This is a genomic window from Kribbella sp. NPDC043289 (assembly GCF_056436705.1).
In genome coordinates this window covers 214,642-234,600 of record NZ_JBWKCB010000010.1, presented here as the reverse complement: position 1 = coordinate 234,600, position 19,959 = coordinate 214,642, and the positions used below count along the sequence as shown (strand labels likewise).

15 protein-coding genes are annotated in these 19,959 nt (G+C 69.7%); 4 read left to right on the top strand and 11 right to left on the bottom strand.

Going from position 1 to position 19,959, the window contains the following annotated elements; translation table 11 throughout:
• Window positions 1-420: 420 nt before the first annotated feature.
• Together tyrS and AC0662_RS38545 are read right to left on the bottom strand one after the other, a co-directional pair.
• Window positions 421-1,713, bottom strand: a complete 1,293-nt coding sequence (gene tyrS, locus AC0662_RS38550) for a tyrosine--tRNA ligase (protein ID WP_478306875.1) — start codon at window positions 1,711-1,713, stop codon at window positions 421-423.
• Window positions 1,714-1,937: 224 nt separating this feature from the next.
• Window positions 1,938-2,975 (bottom strand): App1 family protein, encoded by a 1,038-nt coding sequence (locus AC0662_RS38545; RefSeq protein WP_452200236.1) that lies wholly within the window; start codon window positions 2,973-2,975, stop codon window positions 1,938-1,940.
• 109 nt (window positions 2,976-3,084) lie between these two features.
• Between AC0662_RS38545 and AC0662_RS38540 the strand changes: the two genes are divergently transcribed.
• Entirely contained in the window at window positions 3,085-4,032 is a 948-nt protein-coding gene (locus AC0662_RS38540) for an LLM class flavin-dependent oxidoreductase (RefSeq protein WP_478306873.1), read from the top strand.
• Here AC0662_RS38540 and AC0662_RS38535 read toward each other — a convergent pair.
• The 8 genes from AC0662_RS38535 to argC are packed head-to-tail and all read right to left on the bottom strand — an operon-like array spanning window position 4,029 to window position 11,899.
• Complete coding sequence (locus AC0662_RS38535; protein ID WP_478306871.1) at window positions 4,029-4,712, bottom strand: DNA-3-methyladenine glycosylase; 684 nt, start codon at window positions 4,710-4,712, stop codon at window positions 4,029-4,031. The two genes, AC0662_RS38540 and AC0662_RS38535, sit on opposite strands and share 4 nt — an antisense overlap.
• A gap of 22 nt (window positions 4,713-4,734) precedes the next feature.
• Window positions 4,735-6,150 (bottom strand): argininosuccinate lyase, encoded by a 1,416-nt coding sequence (argH, locus tag AC0662_RS38530; RefSeq protein WP_452200230.1) that lies wholly within the window; start codon window positions 6,148-6,150, stop codon window positions 4,735-4,737.
• Window positions 6,151-6,159: 9 nt separating this feature from the next.
• Window positions 6,160-6,669 (bottom strand): arginine repressor, encoded by a 510-nt coding sequence (locus AC0662_RS38525; protein WP_452200228.1) that lies wholly within the window; start codon window positions 6,667-6,669, stop codon window positions 6,160-6,162.
• Window positions 6,666-7,601 (bottom strand): ornithine carbamoyltransferase, encoded by a 936-nt coding sequence (gene argF / locus AC0662_RS38520; protein ID WP_452200226.1) that lies wholly within the window; start codon window positions 7,599-7,601, stop codon window positions 6,666-6,668. Before argF ends, AC0662_RS38525 begins: the two co-directional genes overlap by 4 nt.
• Window positions 7,598-8,800, bottom strand: a complete 1,203-nt coding sequence (locus AC0662_RS38515; RefSeq protein WP_452200224.1) for an acetylornithine transaminase — start codon at window positions 8,798-8,800, stop codon at window positions 7,598-7,600. Before AC0662_RS38515 ends, argF begins: the two co-directional genes overlap by 4 nt.
• Window positions 8,797-9,672, bottom strand: coding sequence for an acetylglutamate kinase (gene argB, locus AC0662_RS38510; RefSeq protein ID WP_452200223.1), 876 nt, complete (start codon window positions 9,670-9,672; stop codon window positions 8,797-8,799). Before argB ends, AC0662_RS38515 begins: the two co-directional genes overlap by 4 nt.
• Window positions 9,669-10,871, bottom strand: a complete 1,203-nt coding sequence (argJ, locus tag AC0662_RS38505; protein WP_452200221.1) for a bifunctional glutamate N-acetyltransferase/amino-acid acetyltransferase ArgJ — start codon at window positions 10,869-10,871, stop codon at window positions 9,669-9,671. Before argJ ends, argB begins: the two co-directional genes overlap by 4 nt.
• Entirely contained in the window at window positions 10,868-11,899 is a 1,032-nt protein-coding gene (gene argC / locus AC0662_RS38500) for an N-acetyl-gamma-glutamyl-phosphate reductase (protein ID WP_478306868.1), read from the bottom strand. Before argC ends, argJ begins: the two co-directional genes overlap by 4 nt.
• A 164-nt stretch (window positions 11,900-12,063) precedes the next feature.
• On the opposite strand from argC, the gene AC0662_RS38495 reads away from it, so the two are divergent.
• Genes AC0662_RS38495 through AC0662_RS38485 form a run of 3 tightly spaced genes read left to right on the top strand, consistent with a single transcriptional unit; the run spans window position 12,064 to window position 14,051 of the window.
• The gene (locus AC0662_RS38495) at window positions 12,064-12,618 is read left to right on the top strand and encodes a carboxymuconolactone decarboxylase family protein (protein ID WP_478306866.1); all 555 of its coding nucleotides are present in this window, start codon (window positions 12,064-12,066) and stop codon (window positions 12,616-12,618) included.
• Window positions 12,615-13,499: an RNA polymerase sigma-70 factor gene (locus AC0662_RS38490; protein ID WP_478306864.1), complete on the top strand. Its 885-nt coding sequence runs from the start codon at window positions 12,615-12,617 to the stop codon at window positions 13,497-13,499. The genes AC0662_RS38495 and AC0662_RS38490 overlap by 4 nt, the downstream gene beginning before the upstream one ends.
• A gap of 33 nt (window positions 13,500-13,532) precedes the next feature.
• Window positions 13,533-14,051, top strand: a complete 519-nt coding sequence (locus tag AC0662_RS38485) for an N-acetyltransferase family protein (RefSeq protein ID WP_478306862.1) — start codon at window positions 13,533-13,535, stop codon at window positions 14,049-14,051.
• Window positions 14,052-14,127: 76 nt separating this feature from the next.
• Here AC0662_RS38485 and AC0662_RS38480 read toward each other — a convergent pair whose 3' ends face one another.
• The gene (locus tag AC0662_RS38480; protein ID WP_478306860.1) at window positions 14,128-19,869 is read right to left on the bottom strand and encodes an Ig-like domain-containing protein; all 5,742 of its coding nucleotides are present in this window, start codon (window positions 19,867-19,869) and stop codon (window positions 14,128-14,130) included.
• Window positions 19,870-19,959: the final 90 nt, after the last annotated feature.

The window sequence follows — 19,959 nt, the reverse complement described above, 5'->3', positions numbered from 1 at the left end:
AGGAAGACGTTCAACGCCTGTGGACGGGGTTAATGCATCTTTCGGCATTGACTTTCGGCACGCTGTTGAGTTCTCAAGAATCGGACGCTCACCGCAGTCTGACTTTTCAGCCAGGCTCCCGGGGCAACCTGCGTTACTCTACCGGATCAGATCCACCGGGTCAAGTCCCAGTTTTGCCTGATCCCCACCCGCGTCTTGCTGGCCGACCCGAGTCCGAAGACACGTTCCGGCTGAGCTAGCCTTTGGGGGTTTGGAGCGACCGGCCGCTTTCGCGTCCCGCGCCTCGCTTCCAACAAGAAGAACATTACGTGGCTCCCAGGTTGCCGGTCAAATCGGCCCCCGGTGGGCAGCATCACAGGCTTGTAATTTGCCTTCGACAACCGCGATGTGGGAGTGGAGGCCACTCCCACACCGAAGCCGTCAGCCCTGCGTCGGTGTCGCCAGAACCCCTGCAAAAGAACGCTTCCCACGCCGCAGCACCAGCACGCCACCAGGCAGCAGGTCGTCCACGGCCGGCACGTACTCCGCGTCCTTCACCTTCTCGTTGTTCAGGTAGGCGCCACCTTCGGCGACCGTGCGCCGGGCAGCTGACTTGCTCGCCACCAACCCCGACTTCACCAACAGGTCGCCGTACGTCGGCATCGGCTCGCCGGCGCCGAGCTCTACATGGGGTGCTTCCCGCAGCGCCGCCACGAGGGTGGAGCCGTCGAGTGACGCCAACTCCCCCTGGCCGAACAGCGCCTTCGACGCCTCCTGTACCCGCCGAGTCTCCTCGGCCCCGTGGACCAAGGTCGTCACGTCTTCCGCCAGTACGCGCTGCGCTTCCCGCGCCTGTGGCCGCTCCGCCGTCGCCTGCTCCAGCGCAGCCATCTCCTCCGCGGTACGGAAGGTGTAGAACCGCACCAGCTGCATCACGTCGCGGTCGTCGCTGTTGAACCAGAACTGGTAGAACGCGTACGGCGTCGTCAGCGCGGGGTCCAGCCAAACCGTCCCGGACTCCGTCTTCCCGAACTTCGTCCCGTCCGCCTTGGTCACCAGTGGTGTGGCCAACGCATGCGCCTTGCCCTGCTCGGTACGCCGGATGAGCTCCACGCCGGCGGTCAGGTTCCCCCACTGGTCGCTACCGCCCGTCTGCAGCGTGCAGTTGTGCCGCCGGTACAGCTCGAGGAAGTCCAGCGACTGCAGGAGCACGTAACTGAACTCCGTGTAGCTGATCCCCTGCTCCAGTCGCGCCTTCACCACCTCGCGACCGAGCATCCGGTTCACCGGGAAGTGCTTCCCGATGTCCCGCAGGAAGTCGAGCGTGTTGAGGTCCTTGGTCCAGTCGTAGTTGTTGACGATCCGCGCCGGGTTCGGCAGCGACTCGTCGAAGTCGACGAACTTCTCCACCTGGACGCGGACCTTCTCGACCCACTCGTGGACGACGTCCTTCGCGTTCAGCACGCGCTCCGACGTCTCCTTGGGGTCACCGATCAACCCGGTGGCGCCACCAACCAGTCCGATCGGGTTGTGACCCGCCAGCTGGAGCCGCCGCAGCGTCAGCAGCTGCAGCAGGTTCCCCATGTGCAGGCTGGGCGCGGTGGGGTCGAAACCGACATAGGAGGTGATCGGTCCAGCTGCCATCGAGACCCGGAGGGCGTCTGGATCGGTGGAGTGGGCGATCAGGCCACGGCTCTCCAGGTCGTCAAGCACCTGAGTGCGGCGTTCGGTCACTAGTTCTCTCCTCGAGTACGTCGGTCACTACTAGTGTCCTGTGTCGGGAGTTCGGCGAGTGATTTCGGTGGTCAGGTGCGTGCATCGCGGTGCTTGGTCAGTGGCCTCGATGCGGAGCATCGTGGGCGCTGGCCAAGTGCCGCGAGGTGCGTGCCTGGGCGCCGAAAGCGCCGTCGAACTCCCGACACAGGACACTAGTGTCCTGTACGCCGGAGTGCTGCGGCTCAGGTGGGTTCGGGACGGGTGAGGACCGAACGGAGCTGTGGACGGAGCGCGTGTCCGTCCGGCCCCTGCACCGTGGCCGCCGTCGGCCGGTGTGGATCGTGAGCGCCCGGATCCGCGTTCGGGACCGGTAGACCGTGCGACAGGACCTGCTCGGCCGGAGTCAGCTGGCGGATGCCGATGGCGAGCACGTGATCCGGGTGGCTCTGCGCGAAGTCGCCGTACAGCTGGGGGTCGTGCTGGCCGTCGTCGCCGATCAGCACCCAGCGGACGTTCGGGAACTCGCGCGCCAGCCGGCGGAGTGCCGTCCGCTTGTGTTCCTGGCCGCTACGGAACCACCCGGTGTTCGTCGGCCCCCAGTCCGTCATCAGCAACGGACCCGGCGGGTACCCGTGCCGCGCGAAGAAGCGGGTCAGCGTCGGCGCGGTGTTCCACGCCCCGGTCGACAGATAGAACATCGGCGCACCCGGGTGGTCGGCCAGCAGCTCGTCGTACAGACCTGCCATCCCTGGTACGACGCGGCGCGCCTGCTCGTCGCGGACGAACGTGTTCCATGCCGCGATGAACGGCCGCGGCAGCATCGTCAGGATCACCGTGTCGTCGATGTCGCTGACCAGTCCGAAGGTCGCGTCCGGATCCGGGACGAAGATCCGCGCCCGGGCCTTGCGGTCACCGTGCACGCCCAGGGCGATCTCGTGCCACCCCGGCGGCAGCACCACCGGCACGGTCAGGTCGATGAACCCGCCGCGGTCGGTGACGGTGTCGAAGGTCTCCCCCGCAACCGTGACCGTCACGGGCACCTTGGTCGCCGGCGCGGTGACGAACGCGCGCCAGCCACGGACCACCTGGTCCTCGTCGTAGCGCGGTTGGTTGCGCGGGTCCCGGCCGAGCACTACGCGCGCGAGCACACGAACGAACTCGGTGTTGCCGTAGCCGACCTGCGGGATGATCCGCTCCTGCCAGCCGCGCCGCCGTAACACCGCCTGCACCCCGACGTTGAACCAGTCCTCGAGACGGGACGCGTAGTGCGGACGGGCCATACCAGAAACCTACCCGGCGCACGGGCCGCTAGTCGTCCTCCCTCGCGGTCCGTGGACACCTTTGACCTGCCGTTCACCAACTGTCGGTGCCATCTCCTAACGTCTCCCCATGAGCGCTCTCGGAATGTGCTTCCCCCGGACCTACCCCGCCGCCCTGGTCACCGATGTCGCGCGCCGCCTCGAGCAAGGTGGTGCGGACGAGCTGTGGATCATCGAGGACTGCTTCTTCACCGCCGGTCCGTCGCTGGTCTCCGCGGCGCTGACGTCGACCGAGCGGCTCGCCGTCGGTCTCGGCATCGTGCCCGCGGTCGCACGTACCGCCGCAGTGACCGCGATGGAGTTCGCGACCTTGGAGGCGCTCGGGCCCGGGCGGTTCCTGCCGGGCATCGGCCATGGCGTGCAGTCGTGGATGGGGCAGATGGGCGTCCGGCCGAAGTCGCCGCTGACGACGCTCGACGAGGTCACCACGACCGTCACCCGGCTGCTCGCCGGAGAGGAGGTCACCTTCGAGGGGAAGACGGTCTTCCTCGACAAGGTGAAGCTGGACGCGCCGCCGGCCCAGGTGCCGCCGATTCTGCTCGGGGTCCAGGGGCCGAAGTCGATGGCGCTGGCCGGCCGGGTCGCCGACGGTGTGGTGCTCGCCGAGCCCGCGACCGCGCCGTACGTGCGTCAGTCGGTGGAGTACGCCGGATCGCCCGAGGGGTTCGTGGTGGCGGTGTTCGCGGCGATGTGCGTGCGCCCGGACCGCAAGGCGGCGTACGAGTGGACCGCGCCGTGGCTCGGGTGGCGGATCGGCGAGCGGCCGCCGCAGCTCACCGCGCTGCCGTTCTTCGACGACATGAAGGAGTTGTACGACGAGTCGGGCGAGGCCGGCCTGGTCGGGATGCCGGCCGACTGGTGGACGGCGATCGGCGCGATCGGGACGCTCGACGACGCGGCGGCGCACCTCGAGACTCTGAAGGCGGCCGGGGTGCACCACATCGGGCTGTTCCCGGATCCCGAGGTCGAGCACGGCCTCCCCCAACTGGACTGCGTGCTCGAGTTGGCAAAGCGCTAGCCACGCTTCTTCGGGACGTGCGGGCGGTACGGCGAAACGGTCGGATCGTCCGGGATCCAGAATCGCCACGGCCAGTCGGCGGCGTCGCGCAGGCCGACGCGGGGACCGGTGGACGGCTCGCCGTCGAAGCCGGGACCGGCGACGAGCTGGACCGGCGAGTCCTTGGCCAGCAGGTCGACGCCGTTGCCCTCGCGTCCGATGCCGAGGGCAACACACAGGCGCGCCGGACCGCGCGCGAGGTCGCGGTCCGGGTTCGGCTTCGGACGTTTACCGACAGGACCTTGGCGAACGCCGGCTTTCACCTGATTGAAGACGGACTTCTGCTCGGCCACCGGACCACGGCGGACGCGGGCGAGATCCAGCCCCTCGATGACCTCGCCGGCGCGCAGCAGGACCGCCGACGGTTTGCCTTCGGGGCCGACCACGACGTTCATGCAGAAGTGCATGCCGTAGGTGAAGTACACGTACAGGAAGCCCGCCGGCCCGAACATCACCGCGTTCCGGGGCGTCTCCCCGCGGTACGCGTGCGATCCGGGGTCGTTCGGACCGTCGTACGCCTCGACCTCGGTGAGGCGGACCGCGACGGTCCCTTCGTCCGTGGTGCTGCGCAGCACCATGCCGAGCAGCTTCGGGGCCACCTCCAGCACGGGACCAGCGAGTAACGACCGGCGCACAGGCATGCGCAGCACCCTAGACGACGGGTCAGACGAGCCGGGCGCTGAACTCCCCCGCCCGCGCCCGGAGCTCGCTGACCTGTTCGGCGACGCGGTCCTGGGCGGTTCCGCCGCGCGTGTTGCGCGACGCCAGGGAGCCTTCGACGGTGAGCACGGAGCGGACCTCGGGCGTGAGGTGCGGGGAGATCGCGGCGAGGTCCTCGTCGGTCAGGTCCCACAGCTCGATACCGCGCTTCTCGCACTCCTGGACGCAGGCGCCGGCCAGTTCGTGCGCGATCCGGAACGGGACCTGCTGCCGGACCAGCCACTCGGCGATGTCGGTCGCCAGCGAGAAGCCCTGCGGTGCGAGCTCCGCGAGCCGATCGGCGTTGAACCGCAGCGTCCGGATCATCCCGGTGAACGCGGGCAGCAGCACCTGGAGGGTGTCGATGGAGTCGAAGACCGGCTCCTTGTCCTCCTGCAGATCCCGGTTGTACGCGAGCGGCTGCGCCTTCAGCGTGGCCAGCAGACCGCTCAGGTTCCCGATCAGCCGTCCGGACTTGCCCCGGGCGAGCTCCGCGATGTCCGGGTTCTTCTTCTGGGGCATGATGCTCGACCCGGTCGAGAACGCGTCGTCCAGCTCGACGAAACCGAACTCCTTCGTCGCCCAGATGATCACTTCCTCGGCCTGCCGGGACAGGTCGATCCCGATCTGCGCGGTGACGAACGCGAACTCCGCCACGAAGTCCCGCGACGACGTTCCGTCGATCGAGTTCGCCGACGAGTTCGTGAAGCCCAGCTCGGTCGCGACGAAAACCGGGTCCAGCCCGAGCGAGCTGCCGGCCAGAGCCCCGGAGCCGTACGGCGAATCCGCGGCGACGCGCGCGTCCCAGTCGGCGAGCCGGTCGAGGTCGCGGATCAGCGGCCAGGCATGCGCGAGCAGGTGATGCGAGAGCAGCACCGGCTGCGCGTGCTGCAGGTGCGTCCGCCCCGGCATCGCGACGCCGAGGTGCTGCTCGGCCTGATCCGCCAGCGTGCTGACCTGCTCGAGCACCAGCCGCGCGATGATCCGGCCCTGCTCGCGCAGGTACGCCTTGAACAGCGTCGCGACCTGGTCGTTCCGCGAACGTCCGGCGCGCAGCCGGCCGCCCAGCTCCGGCCCCAGCCGGTCGAGCAGCCCGTGCTCCAGCGCGGTGTGCACGTCCTCGTCGGCCTCGGCCGGCAGGAACTTCCCGGCGAGTACGTCGTCGAGCAGCGCGTCGAGCCCGGCCAGCATCGCGGCCAGGTCCTCGTCGCTCAGCAGCCCGGCCTTGTGCAGCACCTTCGCGTGCGCCTTCGACCCGGCGATGTCGTACGGCGCCAGTCGCCAGTCGAAGTCCGTCGACTTGCTGAGGGCCGCCAGCGCATCCGCCGGACCGCCCGCGAACCGCCCACCCCACAGAGCGGCGCTTTCTCCAGAACTCATCGTTCTCCTCTACTTCGGTTCGCGCGCGGCGAGGGACAGGAAGCGGGCGGCGAGGGCCTCACCGCCGGTGGGGTTGCGGGAGACGACCATGACCGTGTCGTCACCCGCGATGGTGCCGAGGACGTCGTCCAGACCCACGTGGTCGATCGCCGACGCGAAGTACTGGGCCGCCCCCGGCGGGGTTCGCAGGATCACCAGGTTGGCGCTGCCCTCGGCCGACACCAGGAGCTCGGACGCCACCCGGGCCAGCCGGGCCTCGAAAGCGGCCGCCTCACCGGCGCGCGGCGTACGGTCACCACCTTCACCCGGTACGGCGTACACCAGCTGGCCGGACGCGTCGCGGACCTTCACCGCACCGATCTCGACCAGGTCGCGGGACAGTGTCGCCTGCCCGACCACCAGACCGGACGCGGCGAGGAGATCCGCCAGCTCGGTCTGCGACCGCACCGGCTGCCGACCGAGCAGATCGACAATCCGCTGCTGCCTTGCGGTCTTGGTAGTCGGTACGGCGATGCTCATGCGCTAAAGCTCCTTGCCAGCAGCCACGACAGCAGCGCCTTCTGCGCGTGCAGCCGGTTCTCGGCCTCGTCCCAGACGACCGACTGCGGACCGTCGATCACGGCCGCCTCGATCTCCTTGCCACGATAGGCGGGCAGGCAGTGCAGGACGATCGCATCCGGCTTCGCCTTGGCGAGCAGTTGCTCGGTCACGGCGTACGGAACGAACGGCGCCTCGCGGTCGGCCGCCTCGGCCTCCTGACCCATCGACACCCAGGTGTCGGTGGCGATGACGTCGGCGCCGTCGACCGCGGCAACCTCGTCGGCCGTCCACGCGACCGATCCCCCGGTCGTCGCCGCGATCTCGGCGGCGCGCGTCAGGATGGCGGGATCCGGCTGGTAGTCCGCCGGCGACCCGACGACGACGTGCATGCCGGCGGTCGCTCCGCCCAGCAGGTAGGAGTGCGCCATGTTGTTGGCGCCGTCGCCCAGGTACACCAGCTTCAGCCCGGCGGTCGCGCCCTTGTGCTGTCGCACGGTCTGCAGATCGGCGAGGATCTGGCACGGGTGGAACTCGTCGGTCAGCGCATTGATCACCGGCACCGACGACGCCGCGGCCATCTCCTCGATGCGCGCCTGCCCGAACGTCCGCCAGACGATCGCCGCAACCTGGCGGTCGAGGACCCGCGCGGTGTCCGCGATCGGCTCGCCACGCCCGAGCTGCGAGTTCTGCGCGTCGATGATCAGCGGCGAACCGCCGAGCTCGGCGATCCCGACCGCGAACGAGATCCGGGTCCGCGTCGACGTCTTGTCGAAGATCACCGCGACGGTCTTCGGCCCGCTCAACGGCTGATGCCCGTGCCGATCCCCCGCCAGCTGCGCGGCCAGCGTCAGTACTTCGTCCTGCTCGACCGGCGACAGATCGTCGTCCCGCAGGAAGTGCCTAACGCTCATTTCGCCCCCGCTTTGTCCAGCAGCCCTGGGAGGGCTGCGACGAAACTGTCCACATCAGCCTTGCTCAGGATGTACGGCGGCGCCAGCCGCAACGCGTTCGGAACCGGATTGTTGATCACGAACCCGGCTTCCAGCGCCGCCGCCGCGACCTGGTCCGACACCGGCTCCGCCAGCTCGATCGCCAGCAGCATCCCGCGACCACGGACGCCAGTGATCATCGGATGGTCGAGCGCGATCACCGACGACGCGAGGTGGTTGCCGACGGCATTCACCTGGGCGAGCAGCCCGTCCCGCTCGATCACCGTCAGCACCGCGAGCCCGGCGATCGCCGCGACCGGGTTGCCACCGAACGTGGTCCCGTGGTTGCCCGGCTGCAGCAGGTCCGCCGCCGCGCCGAGTCCGACGCAGGCACCGATCGGGATGCCCGCTCCGAGCCCCTTCGCCAGGGTCACGATGTCCGGCACGATGCCCTCGGGCTGGTACGCGAACCAGGTCCCGGTCCGTCCGACGCCGGTCTGGATCTCGTCGATCCACAGCAGCGCGCCGTGCTCCGACGTGATCCGCCGCGCCGCCTGCAGGTACCCGGCCGGCGGTACGACGACACCGTTCTCCCCCTGGATCGGTTCGAGCACCACCGCCGCGGTCTCGTCGTCGACCGCGGCAGCCAGCGCGGCGACGTCGCCGTACGGGACGAACTCGACGTCGCCCGGCAGCGGCGCGAAGGCCTCGCGGTACGCCGGTTTCCAGGTCACCGCGAGCGCGCCCATCGACCGTCCGTGGAAGGCGCCGACGGTCGACACGATCTTGGTCCGGCCGGTGCGCCGGGTGATCTTGAAGGCGGCCTCGTTCGCCTCGGTGCCGGAGTTGGTGAAGAACACCTTGCCCGGCGCCTCGAAGAGACTGAGGAGTTTCTCGGCCAGCGCGATCTGCGGCGCGGAGGCGAAGAAGTTCGAGACGTGGCCGAGGGTGGCGAGCTGCGAGGTCACGGCGGACACCACGAACGGGTGCGCGTGGCCGAGGCAGTTCACCGCGAGGCCGCCGAGCAGGTCGAGGTACTTGTTGCCGTCGGCGTCCCACAGGTACGCACCCTCGCCGCGGACCAGCACCCGCTTCGGCGCGCCGAAGGTGTTCATCAGCGCACCGGAGTACCGCTCGGTGAGCGCGGCCTGGGAGCCGTCGACGGTGACTAGTTCGGTCATGACGGGATCACCTGGGTTCCGCTTCCGGCATCGGTGAAGATCTCGAGCAGCAAGGAATGGGGGACGCGGCCGTCGATGACGGTCGCTCGGGAGACGCCGGACTCGACGGCGCGCAGGCAGGCCTCCATCTTGGGGACCATGCCGGACGCGAGCGACGGCAGCAGTTCGGCCAGTTCGGTGGTGTCGATCTGGGTGATGATGTCGTCGCTGTCCGGCCAGTTCCGGTAGAGCCCGGCGACATCGGTCAGTACGACGAGCTTCTCCGCACCGAGCGCCGACGCCAGCGCGGCGGCCGCGGTGTCCGCGTTCACGTTGTGCGCCTGGCCGTCCTCGTCCGGCGCGATCGTCGACACCACCGGGATCCGGCCCGCGTCGATCAGGTCGACCACCGCCTCCGGCCGGACCTCGACCACGTCGCCGACCAGCCCGATGTCGACGTGCTCACCATCGACGAGAGCGGTACGCCGCTCTGCGGTGAACAGCCCCGCGTCCTCGCCGGACATGCCGACCGCGAACGGGCCGTGCGCGTTCAGCAGACCGACCAGCTCGCGACCGACCTTGCCGACCAGCACCATGCCGACGACGTCCATCGCCTCGGGCGTGGTGACCCGCAGCCCGCCGCGGAACTCGCTGTCGATGCCGAGCCGGCCGAGCATCTCGCTGATCTGCGGTCCGCCCCCGTGCACGACAACGACCCGAACCCCGGCGTACCGGAGGAAGACGATGTCCTCGGCGAACGCCTGCTTGAGCTTCTCGTCGACCATCGCGTTGCCGCCGTACTTCACCACGACGGTCTTGCCGTGGAACTGCTTCAGCCACGGCAGCGCTTCGGTCAGTACGGCGGCCTTCTCGACCGCTTCGCCGTACGTCATGAGGAGTACGCCGAGTTCTCCTCGACGTACGCGTGCGACAGGTCCGTGGTGAGGACGGTCGCCGACGCCGGGCCGGCGTGCAGGTCGATGAGTACGTCGATTTCCAGACCGCTGATGTCCGCTTCGGAGCGGTCGACGCCCTTGCCGCCGGCCTTGCAGATCTGCGCGCCGTTCAGCGTGATGTCGAGCAGCGCCGGGTCGAACGCGGTCGGGGCGTTGCCGACGGCCATCGCGATCCGGCCCCAGTTCGGGTCGGAGGCGAAGAACGCGGTCTTGCAGAGATTGTCCTCGGCAACGATCTTCGCGGCGGCCAGCGCCTCGGCCTCGGTCGCGGCGCCCTGCACCGTGATGCTCACGTGCTTGGTGACACCCTCGGCGTCCGCCTGCAACTGCTTCACCAGGTCAGCAGCCAGAGCGGTCAGCGCGGCCTCGAAGGCCTCCGGAGTCACGGTCACGCCCGATGCGCCCGAACTGAGCAGCAGCACCGTGTCGTTGGTCGACGTACCGCCGTCGACGTCCAGGCGGTTGAAGGTCTTGGCGACCGCGTTCCGCAGCGCGTGGTCGAGGTGCGGCTGGTCGAGGACGGCGTCGGTGGTGAGGACGCTCAGCATCGTCGCCATGTTCGGCGCGCACATGCCGGCGCCCTTCGCGAAGCCGCCGATGCTCCAGCCGTCGGCGTGCTTGAGCGCGGACTGCTTCGGCACGTTGTCGGTCGTCATCACCGCGGTCGCCGCGGCCAACCCCGCCTCCGGGCCACCAGACAGAGCGGCGACCGCCTTGTCGATCCCCGCAATCAGCTTTTCCATGGGAAGCCGTTCACCGATCAGGCCGGTGGAGCAGACGCCGATCTCCGCGGCGCCGACACCGAGCACCTCGGCGAGCTTCTCCGCGGTCTTGTGGGTGTCCTGGAAACCCTCCGGTCCGGTGCAGGCGTTCGCACCGCCGGAGTTCAGGACGACGGCCTTGAGTTTTCCGGCGGTCAGGACCTGCTGCGACCAGAGCACCGGCGCGGCCTTCACCTTGTTGGTGGTGAAGACGCCGGCGGCGACGTCGTGCGGTCCGTCGTTGACCACGACGGTGAGGTCCGGCGTACCGGCTGGTTTGATTCCGGCGATCACTCCGGCCGCGCGGAAACCCGCCGGCGCGGTGACCCCGGCGCTCCGATCGACTTGAGTGTCCGGTGTGACGGCGACGGTCACGGGGCTACTCCTACGAGGGGCAGGGCCAGGGTCTCGTCGAGACCGGTGGCCAGGTTCATGCACTGCACGGCGGCGCCGGCGGTGCCCTTGGTGAGGTTGTCCATCGCGGCCACGATGACGGCGCGGCCGGTGCGCTGGTCCAGGGCGACCTGGAGCTGAACGGTGTTCGCGCCGAGGGTGGCCTGCGTCTGCGGCCACTGTCCCTCGGGCAGCAGGTGGATGAACGGCTCGCTCGCGTACGCGTCCTCGTACGCCTTCCGGAGCGCGGCGTAGTCGGTGCCCTCGGCAACCGGTGAGCTGCAGGTGGCGAGGATCCCGCGAGCCATCGGCGCGAGCACCGGCGTGAACGAGACGCTCACCGGCTGGTCGGCGTACGGCGTGAGGTTCTGCTCGATCTCCGGCGTATGACGGTGCACTCCACCGACGCCGTACGCCGACGCGGACCCCATGACCTCGGCGCCGAGCAGGTGAGCCTTCGGTGCCTTGCCCGCGCCCGACGTACCGCTGACGGCGACCACCACGAGCTGCGTGGGATCGACGAGCCCCTGCTGTACGGCGGGGAGCAGCGCGAGCGTGGAGACGGTGGGGTAACAACCCGGCACGGCGACTCGGTTCGACCCGCGGAGCTTCTCCCGCTGACCGGGGAGCTCCGGGAGCCCGTACGGCCACGAGCCGGCGTGCTCGCCACCGTAGAACTCGACCCACGCCTCGGCCTCGGTCAGCCGGAAGTCCGCGCCGCAGTCGATCACGGTGACGTCCTCGCCGAGCTGCTCGGCGATTCCGGCGGACTGTCCGTGCGGCAGCGCCAGGAACACCACGTCGTGACCGGCCAGCGTCTCCGCCGTGGTCTCGACCAGGATGCGCCCGGCCAGCGGCACGAGGTGCGGGTGATGCGCGCCGAGCGCCGTCCCGGCGTTCCCGCCGGCGGTGAGGGCGCCGATCCCCACCTCGGGGTGGCTGCTCAGCAACCGGAGCAGCTCGCCTCCCGCGTACCCACTGGCTCCGGCCACCGCCACCTTCACGCTCATGTGAATGAGTATGCCACGAGCCGAATGAATATCCAACCAGTCGGGTGTGCCCGCCCCCTCCATACCCATTCATTCACACCAGAACCGTCTGTGACGCGGGTCATGTCACAGAGCGGTCGGCGAGGCGTGTCCAGGGGTACGACGACGAACTCTGGAGGACGGACATGACGCGGATCGGGCTCGAGCACCGGCGGACCTGGACGGTGCGGATCGTGGAGTGGGTCAGCCGGCGGAAGTTCCGGAAGGTGCCGGACCCGGTGAAGGTCGGGCTGCACAACCGGCAGGTGCTGCTGTCGGTAGGCCTGCTGGAAGGGACGGCCGGCCGCTGGAAGGCACTCGATCCGGAACTCAAGGCGCTCAGCGTGATGGTGGCGTCGGCCGAGATCGGGTGCAGCTGGTGCATGGACTTCGGCTACTGGGAGTTCCATCACCAAGGCATCGACCCGGCGAAACTGCACGATGTGCCAAGGTGGCGGGACAGCGATGCCTACACAGATCTGGAGCGCGCGGTGATGGAGTACACCGAGGCGATGACGGCGACACCGCCGACCGTCACCGATGAGCAGGTCGAGCGCCTGCGCCGGGATCTCACCGACGAGCAGCTGGTCGAGCTGACCGCGGTCGCCGCGCTGGAGAACTTCCGCTCCCGGATGAACGCCGCCGTCGGCCTCACCAGCCAGGGGTACAAGGAGTACTGCGAACTCAGGCCGGTGCAGTGAGCGACGACCAGCTGGCTCGGGAGTTCGCCGAGCACCGGTCCGTCCTCGTCGGAGCGGCGTACCGGGTGGTCGGGAGTGTGAGCGACGCGGAGGACGTGGTCCAGGAGGCGTGGCTGCGCTGGGCCGCGATCGATCACGAGGACATCCGCGACCCGCGCGCGTACCTGATCCGGATCACCACCCGGCTGGCGCTCAACCGGCTCCGCGAACAGAAGGCCCGGCGGGAGCAGTACGTCGGCCCGTGGCTGCCGGAACCGATGCTCGCGTCGGACGACGACCCGGCCGCCGCGGTCGAGATGGCCGACTCGGTGAGTATGGCAATGCTCGTCGTCCTCGAGACCCTCTCCCCGCTCGAGCGCGCGACGTTCGTCCTGCGCGAGGTCTTCGATCTCCCGTACGGCGAGATCGCGGACACGCTCGGCCGCTCGGAGTCCGCGGTCCGGCAGCTCGCGCACCGGGCCCGCGAACACGTGCACGCCCGGCAGCCACGGCACCGCGTCGACAAGGCTCGGCACGACGAGCTGACGATGCAGTTCATGCGCGCGGCGGGATCGGGCGACTTCGACCAGGTGGTCGCGCTGCTCGCGCCGGACGCCGTACTGATCAGTGACGGCGGCGGCAAGAAGAAGGCGGCGCTGCGGCCGATCCACGGCGCCGAGAAGATCGCCCGCTGGCTGTTCGCGGTGCTCGCAGACAACCCGGGGTTCGAGATCCGGATGGCGACGCTGAACGACGAACTGGCCTACGTCGCGTACTTCGACGACCAGCCGGACACCGTGGCGTTCCTGCACAGCACCGACGGCCTGATCACCGACATGTACCTGATCCGGAACCCGGAAAAGCTCGGGACCGTACCCCCGCTGCATGCCTTGGAGCCGTAGACTATCTGCAACTCAGTCGCAGATGGAGGTGCGGTGAAGTACCTGGAGATGGAACCGGACGAGGCACTCGACCCGGGCTTGCGGGCGGACCTGCTCGACACCTGGGTCGCGGCCACGAACGCCGGCGGAGCGGTCGGGTACACCGCGCCGGCGCCGGTCGGGAAGATCGCCGAGAACCTGGACGGCGCGCTCGGCCGGGTCGGCGCCGGCCTCGACGTGCTCGGCGTCCTGCACACCGGTGAGCGGTACGCCGGGATGGGCATGCTGGTGAGTCGCGGCAGCGGCCTGCAGGAGCACTGGCGCACGGTGCTGCGGGTGATGGTCCACCCGGAGTACCAGGGCCACGGCGCCGGGCGGATGTTGATGGAGGGGCTGCGTGGTTCGGCCGTCGACCTCGGTCTCGAGCAACTGCAACTCACGATCCGTGGCGGGCTCGGCCTGGAGAGCTTCTACGGCCCGCTCGGCTACCGCATCGTCGGCACCCATCCTCGCTCGGTCCGCGTCGCTCCCGACGACTACCGCGACGAACTCATGCTGGTGATGGACCTGTAGGCCATCACAATCCTCGCGCTCGGCTCGGCGCAGGCGGGGTGCGCCGGCCCGAGCGCGATTGTGATGGCCTGGCGGATCACCGTCGGCGCCGGGCCAGGGCGACCAGCGTCGCGCCGAGGGCGGCCAGAAGGATGCCGACGGTCAGCAGGACGGCGGGCGGGCCGCCGGTCGGTGGGAGTTCGGCGCGGTTGACCGTGCGGAGGTTCTCGGCCGGTGCCGCGCCGACGGTGAACTTCACCGGTGCGGTGACCGTCTCGCCTGTCTCGTCGGTCCGCTCGTAGGTGACCTTCGCGGTGCCGGTGAAGGCGGCCGCCGGCTTGAGCGTGACCGTGCCGTCGGTGCCGACCGACCAGGTGCCCGATCCGTCGGTGACGTTCTTCGCGCAGTTCCCGGTCGCGGTTCGGAGGCAGACCGAGCTGGGCCGGATCGCACCGCTGTCGTTGAGCAGGGGATTGACCGCGACCGGGTTGCCCGGCGTCCCGGTCGCCGCGTCCGGTGCCGCCCTGGCGAGCAGCGGTCCGGCGACCGTCACGTCGAGCAGCGCGGTGTCCGACGTACCGTTCGCGTCGGTGACCCGATAGGACACCGCACGCGTCGTACCGATGAAGTCCTTCGCCGGGGTGTACGTGATCGCGCCGTCGGCGCCGGCCGCGAACGTGCCTTCCTTCGGCACGGTCACGGAACGCTTCTCCTTGCCGTCGACCGGATCCCGCAGTACGACGGAATTCGCGCGTAGCGGTGCGGACGGGTCACCGGGTTTGTCGTTGCCGAGCACGGTCACGACAACCGCCGTACCGAAGGCCGTGTCGGCGCTGTCGTCGACGACGACCGGACGGACCGGCACGACCGTGACAGTGATGGTCGCGCGCGCCGCGTTCCGATGGCTGTCCTTGACCTGGTACGCCGCCGGTCGCGTGGTTCCTGTGAAGGTCGCGACCGGGCTGAACGTGACCTTGCCCGCGGCGACGCCGTACGTGCCCTGACCGGCGACCGTCACCTGGTCGACGAGCGCGCCGTCCGGATCGACCAGCAGCAGCGACGCCGGGTCGAGCGTGGCGCCCGGGCCTGGCTTGTCGTTCGCGAGCGGGTCGATCGTGACCGCGACGTGCTGCTTGGTCCGGGCCTCGTCGGGCAGCGCGACCGGACGGGCCTGCGCCGTGATCACCAACGTGCCCGTGCCGACCGTGCCGTTGCGGTCGGCAACCTGATAGCCGACCGGGATCGCTGCGCCCACGAACCCGTCCACCGGCGCGAAGCGGATCGCACCGGTCGGCTGCACCGTGAACGTGCCCTCCCCCGGCACGACGAGCGACGCCGACGGATCCCCGGTCAGCGGGTCGGTCAGCCGGACACCGCCCACGACCAGCGGCGCCGTCGCGTCACCGGCCTTGTCGTTCGCCAGTACGTCGACCGTCACCGCGGTCTCGTACGGCGTCGTCGCGGTGTCGTCCGCAATGACAGGCGTGATCGCTGCGACGGTGACCGTCACCGAAGCGCCCGCCGTGTTCCCGGTCGTGTCGGTGACCTGATAGGCGACCGAGACCACACCGCGGTACGCCGGCTCGGGATCGAACGTGATCTTGCCGGCCTTCACCGAGAACACGCCCTGCCCGGGAACCACGACTTTCTCGCCCCAGGTCGCGCCGTAGATCCGCACCGAGGTCCGGTCGAGCTGCGCGCCGGTCCCCGGTTCGTCGTTGGCGAGCGGATCGACCATGACCGTCACGTTCTGCTTCGTGGTCACCGGATCCGCTACCGCCGACGGCCCCTTGCCGACCGTCAACAACAACTTGCCTTCGGCGGTGGTCCCGTTGCGGTCCCCGATCCGGTACGTCGCCGGCGTCGTCACGCCCTGGAACCCCTTCGCCGGCGTGAAGCTGACCGTGCCGTCGCCAACCCGGTACGTCCCCTCGCCCGCCCGCGTCATCGTCTTGCCATAGTCACCGCTCGCGTCCTTCAGCACGAGGCTCGCCGGCACCAGCGGCGCCGACGCATCGCCCGGCTTGTCGTTCGCCAGTACATTCACCGAGACCGCATGGCCGTACGACGTGATCGCCGAGTCGTCGACCGCGACGGGACTGACCGGAGTCACGGTCATCGTCAGCACTGAGGCAGCCTGGTTGCCGTCCGAGTCGGCGACCCGATAGCCGACCGGCAGCGCCTTCCCACGGAAGTCGGGCAGCGGATCGAACGCGATCGAACCGCTCGGCAACACGGTATACGTGCCCTGCTTGGGCACCATCACTTTCTTGGCGAACCCGGAGGGGATCAGCAGCTCGACCGATCCACGATCGAGCTTCGCGTCCGTCCCCGGCCGGTCGTTGGACAGCACGTTCACCGTGACGGTCACGTTCTGCAGGGTCGAGGCACTATCCGCGACCGCGACCGGCGGCTGCCCGACCGTGACTGTCAGGCGAGCGGTCGTCGCAGTCCCGTTGCTGTCGGCCACCCGGTACGTCAGCGGCGTACCGGGACCGCGGAACGTCGCGCCCGGAGCGAAGCGGACCACTCCCCCTGCCGCGGCGTACACGCCCTCGTTCGGGATCGTCACGCTCGCCTTCGGCAACCCGTCCGCCGGATCCACGATCCGCAAGCTGCTCGGCACCAGCGGCGCCGACGCGTCGCCCGGCTTGTCGTTCGCCAGCACCTTCACCACGACCGGTTTCGCGTACGGCGTCCGCGCGGTGTCGTCGGCCGCGCTCGGGGTGATCGGCGTGATCGTGACCGTGATCGTCGACCGCGCGGTCTGACCGAACAGGTCGGCGACCCGATACGTCACCTTGGTCGCCGTACCCGTGAAGCCGGGCACCGGGTCGACGCTGACCGAACCGTCCGCGTTGACCTGGTAGTCGGCCTGCCCCGGGATCTTCACCAGCTTCTTCAGCGACGCGTCCGCCGGGTCCAGCAGGGTGAGGCTGCTCGGGTCGAGACCGGTCCCGCGGCCCGCAGTGTCGTTGGCCAGCGGATTCACGCGCAGCAGGAGGTTCTGTTTGCCAGTGGCGGTGTCCGGGGTCGCGCTCGGCGCGGGCGGCTTGGCGACCGTGACGGTCAAGGTCGCCGTGGTCGTCGTACCGTTCACGTCCGCGACGCGGTAGCCGACGGGCGTCGCCGCGCCGGTGAACTTGGGCAGCGGATCGACGGCGATCGTCCCCTCGGCGGTCGCGGTGTACGTCGCCTGCCCGGGCACCACGAGCGTGGTCGTCGGGAGCTTCGTGACCGGGTCGATCAGCCGCACGCTGCTCGGCACCAGCGGCACCGACGGGTCACCCGGGTCGTCGTTCGCCAGCACCGCCACGGTCACGCCGGTGTCGTACGCCGTACCCGCGGTGTCGTCGGACGCGTCCGGCTGGACCTTCGTCACGCGCGCGGTCAGCGTCGACTTCCCGATCGCACCGTTGCTGTCGGCAACCTGATAGCGGACTGCGGTCGCGGCGCCGCTGAAGGTTGGCAGCGGCTCGAACAGCACTCGGCCGTCCGGCTTCACCGAGTACTTGCCCTGACCGGGCACAACCAGAGTGGTGATCGGATCCGCGTCGGAGGTCAGCCGCACGCTCCCCGGCGTCAACGCGGCGCCGGTCGGACCCGGCTTGTCGTTGTCCAGGACCGCGACCACCACCGACCGCCCTTGCAGGGTCGTGACCGTGTCCGGGTTCGCGACCGGCGGACCGGGGGCGTCGACCGAGACGGTGAGGTCGGCGCGCGCCGCCGTACCGTTCTTGTCAAGCACCTGGTAGGTCACCGGCGTACCGACACCCGTGAAGCCGTGCAGCGGCTGGAACGTCACCTTGCCCGCGGACACCACGTACGTGCCCTGCTGGGCGACGGTCACCTTGTCGACGAGCTCCTTGCTGACCGGGTCGACGAGCCGCAACGTGCCCGGGACGAGCGGTGCGTCCGGCGAACCCGGCAGGTCGTTGTCGAGCACAGGTAAGACGGCATCGGTGTCGAACGCGGTCGAGACCGAGTCGCCGTTCGCGGTCGGCGTCACGGGCGTCACCGTGACGCTCAGCGTCGACTCGGCGGTCTGGCGGGTGGTGTCGGTGACGCGGTAGCCGATCGAGGTACCGACGCCGGTGAACTGCGGCTTCGGGACGAAGTCGACGTTGCCGTTCGGCTTCACGACGTACTGGCCCTCGCCGGGGATCGTCACCGTCTTCTTGAACGTCGCGTCGGCGGGATCGCGGAGTACGACGGATCCGGGCACGAACCGCACGCCCGGGGCCGCGCGGTCGTTGGCCAGCGGCGTGACGGCCACGCTCACGTTCTGCGGGGTCGTCGCGGTGTCGGCGCCGGCGACCGGGTGGTCGGGCAGCGAGACCGTGACGGTCAGCTTCGCGGTGGCGGTGACGCCGTTGCTGTCGGCGACCCGGTACGTGACCGGCTTCGCCGGGCCGACGAAGCCGGGGATCGGCTCGACGCGGATCGTGCCGTCGGATCTGGCGACATACTTCGCCTGGCCGACGACGTTCACCATCTCGACGCAGTCGCCATCGGCGACGAGGCACAGGGTCGCGGGCGTGAGCGGCGTACCGGGATCGCCCGGCTTGTCGTTGGCGAGCACCGGGACGACGACGGCGGTGTCGAAGCCGGCCGTCGCAGTGTCGTCGGTCAGCACCGGCGGGGGCGGCGGCGTGATCGCGACCGGGTAGTCCTCGACCTCACCCGCATCCGCGGCACCGGCCGGTTTCTCCACCTGCGCCTCGGTGTAGCCGACCCGCACCCGCGCGTACGACGCTCCGGCCTTCGGCGCGAGCTCCGCCCAGCGCAGCGTGACCGTGGCCTGTTTCGCGGCGAACGGTGCGCAGGCTCGCTCGCCCGGCTCGAAGGTGCCGTTGACGTTGAAGTCGATCCACGCGCACGCTCGTCCCGCCTTCGACGTACCGGCGAGCTGCAGGTCGGCCGTGTACGTCGTCTGGTTCGTGCGCACCGGCTTGAACACCACACCGTCGTCGCCTTGATCCGGCGTCACCGGCCCCGCGGTGCCGTTCGCGACCGCGGCGTTGTCCTCGGTGACGTCCTCACCGAGCTGTACGTCGCTCACCGCCGACCACGCCGCGCCGTACGACGCCGGCGCGTCACCGAAATCCTCGGGAGCGGTCGCGACGATCGAAAACGCGTCGCCGGACGAGCCGTTGTTCAGCGCCGGGAGTTTCGGGTGTTTGGTGAACTGAGCCGCGACGTCGAACGTGACCTCGGTGACGACGCCGTTCACCCGGACCGATCCACAGGCGGCGGTCGCCGTGGTGTCGAGCCCGGACGGCGACTTCAAGTTCACGCAGTTCGGACCGGCGTCGTGGTTGGCCGCCGTGACCGTGTCGCCAGTGACCGCGAGGTTGTTGCCCTGACCAAGCTTCGTGAGGCTCAGGCCGGGCGTGGTCAGCGTGAGGACCGAGTGCAGCTCGGACTGCGCGGTCGTGCGTCCGCTGACGGTCCGGGTGACGGAGCCACCGATGCCCCCGAGGTGCAGCACCGGGTTGCGGACCGGTTGGGAGAACGCGATCGTCACCGTGCCGCGGTCACCGCAGCCGCCGGTCGGCGCGCAGTCGCCGGTGGTCACCACCACGTCCTGGACCGGAGTGCTCTTCGCGATCGCCGGTTGATAGGTCGTCGGGCCGAGCCCGCGGAAGCCGGCGGTCGTCGGGTCGCCGAGCTCGGTCTTCCCGGTCACCGTGATCGTCTGGCGCAGCCCCGAGCCCGGCATCACCGTGGTTGCCGAGTCGCTGAACGGTGCGGTCGGCACCTGATAGGCCTGCGCCGGGACGGCGCCCATCAGGCCGAGCGCCACAAGAATCGCCAGCCCCGGTCGGGTTGCCCGCATGTCTCCCAGCCCTCCCGAGCAATCACTGTGCACATTTCGGTGCTCAGTCACGTGCATTGCATCGGCCGCGTGGCGGGCGGGCCTGCGTAG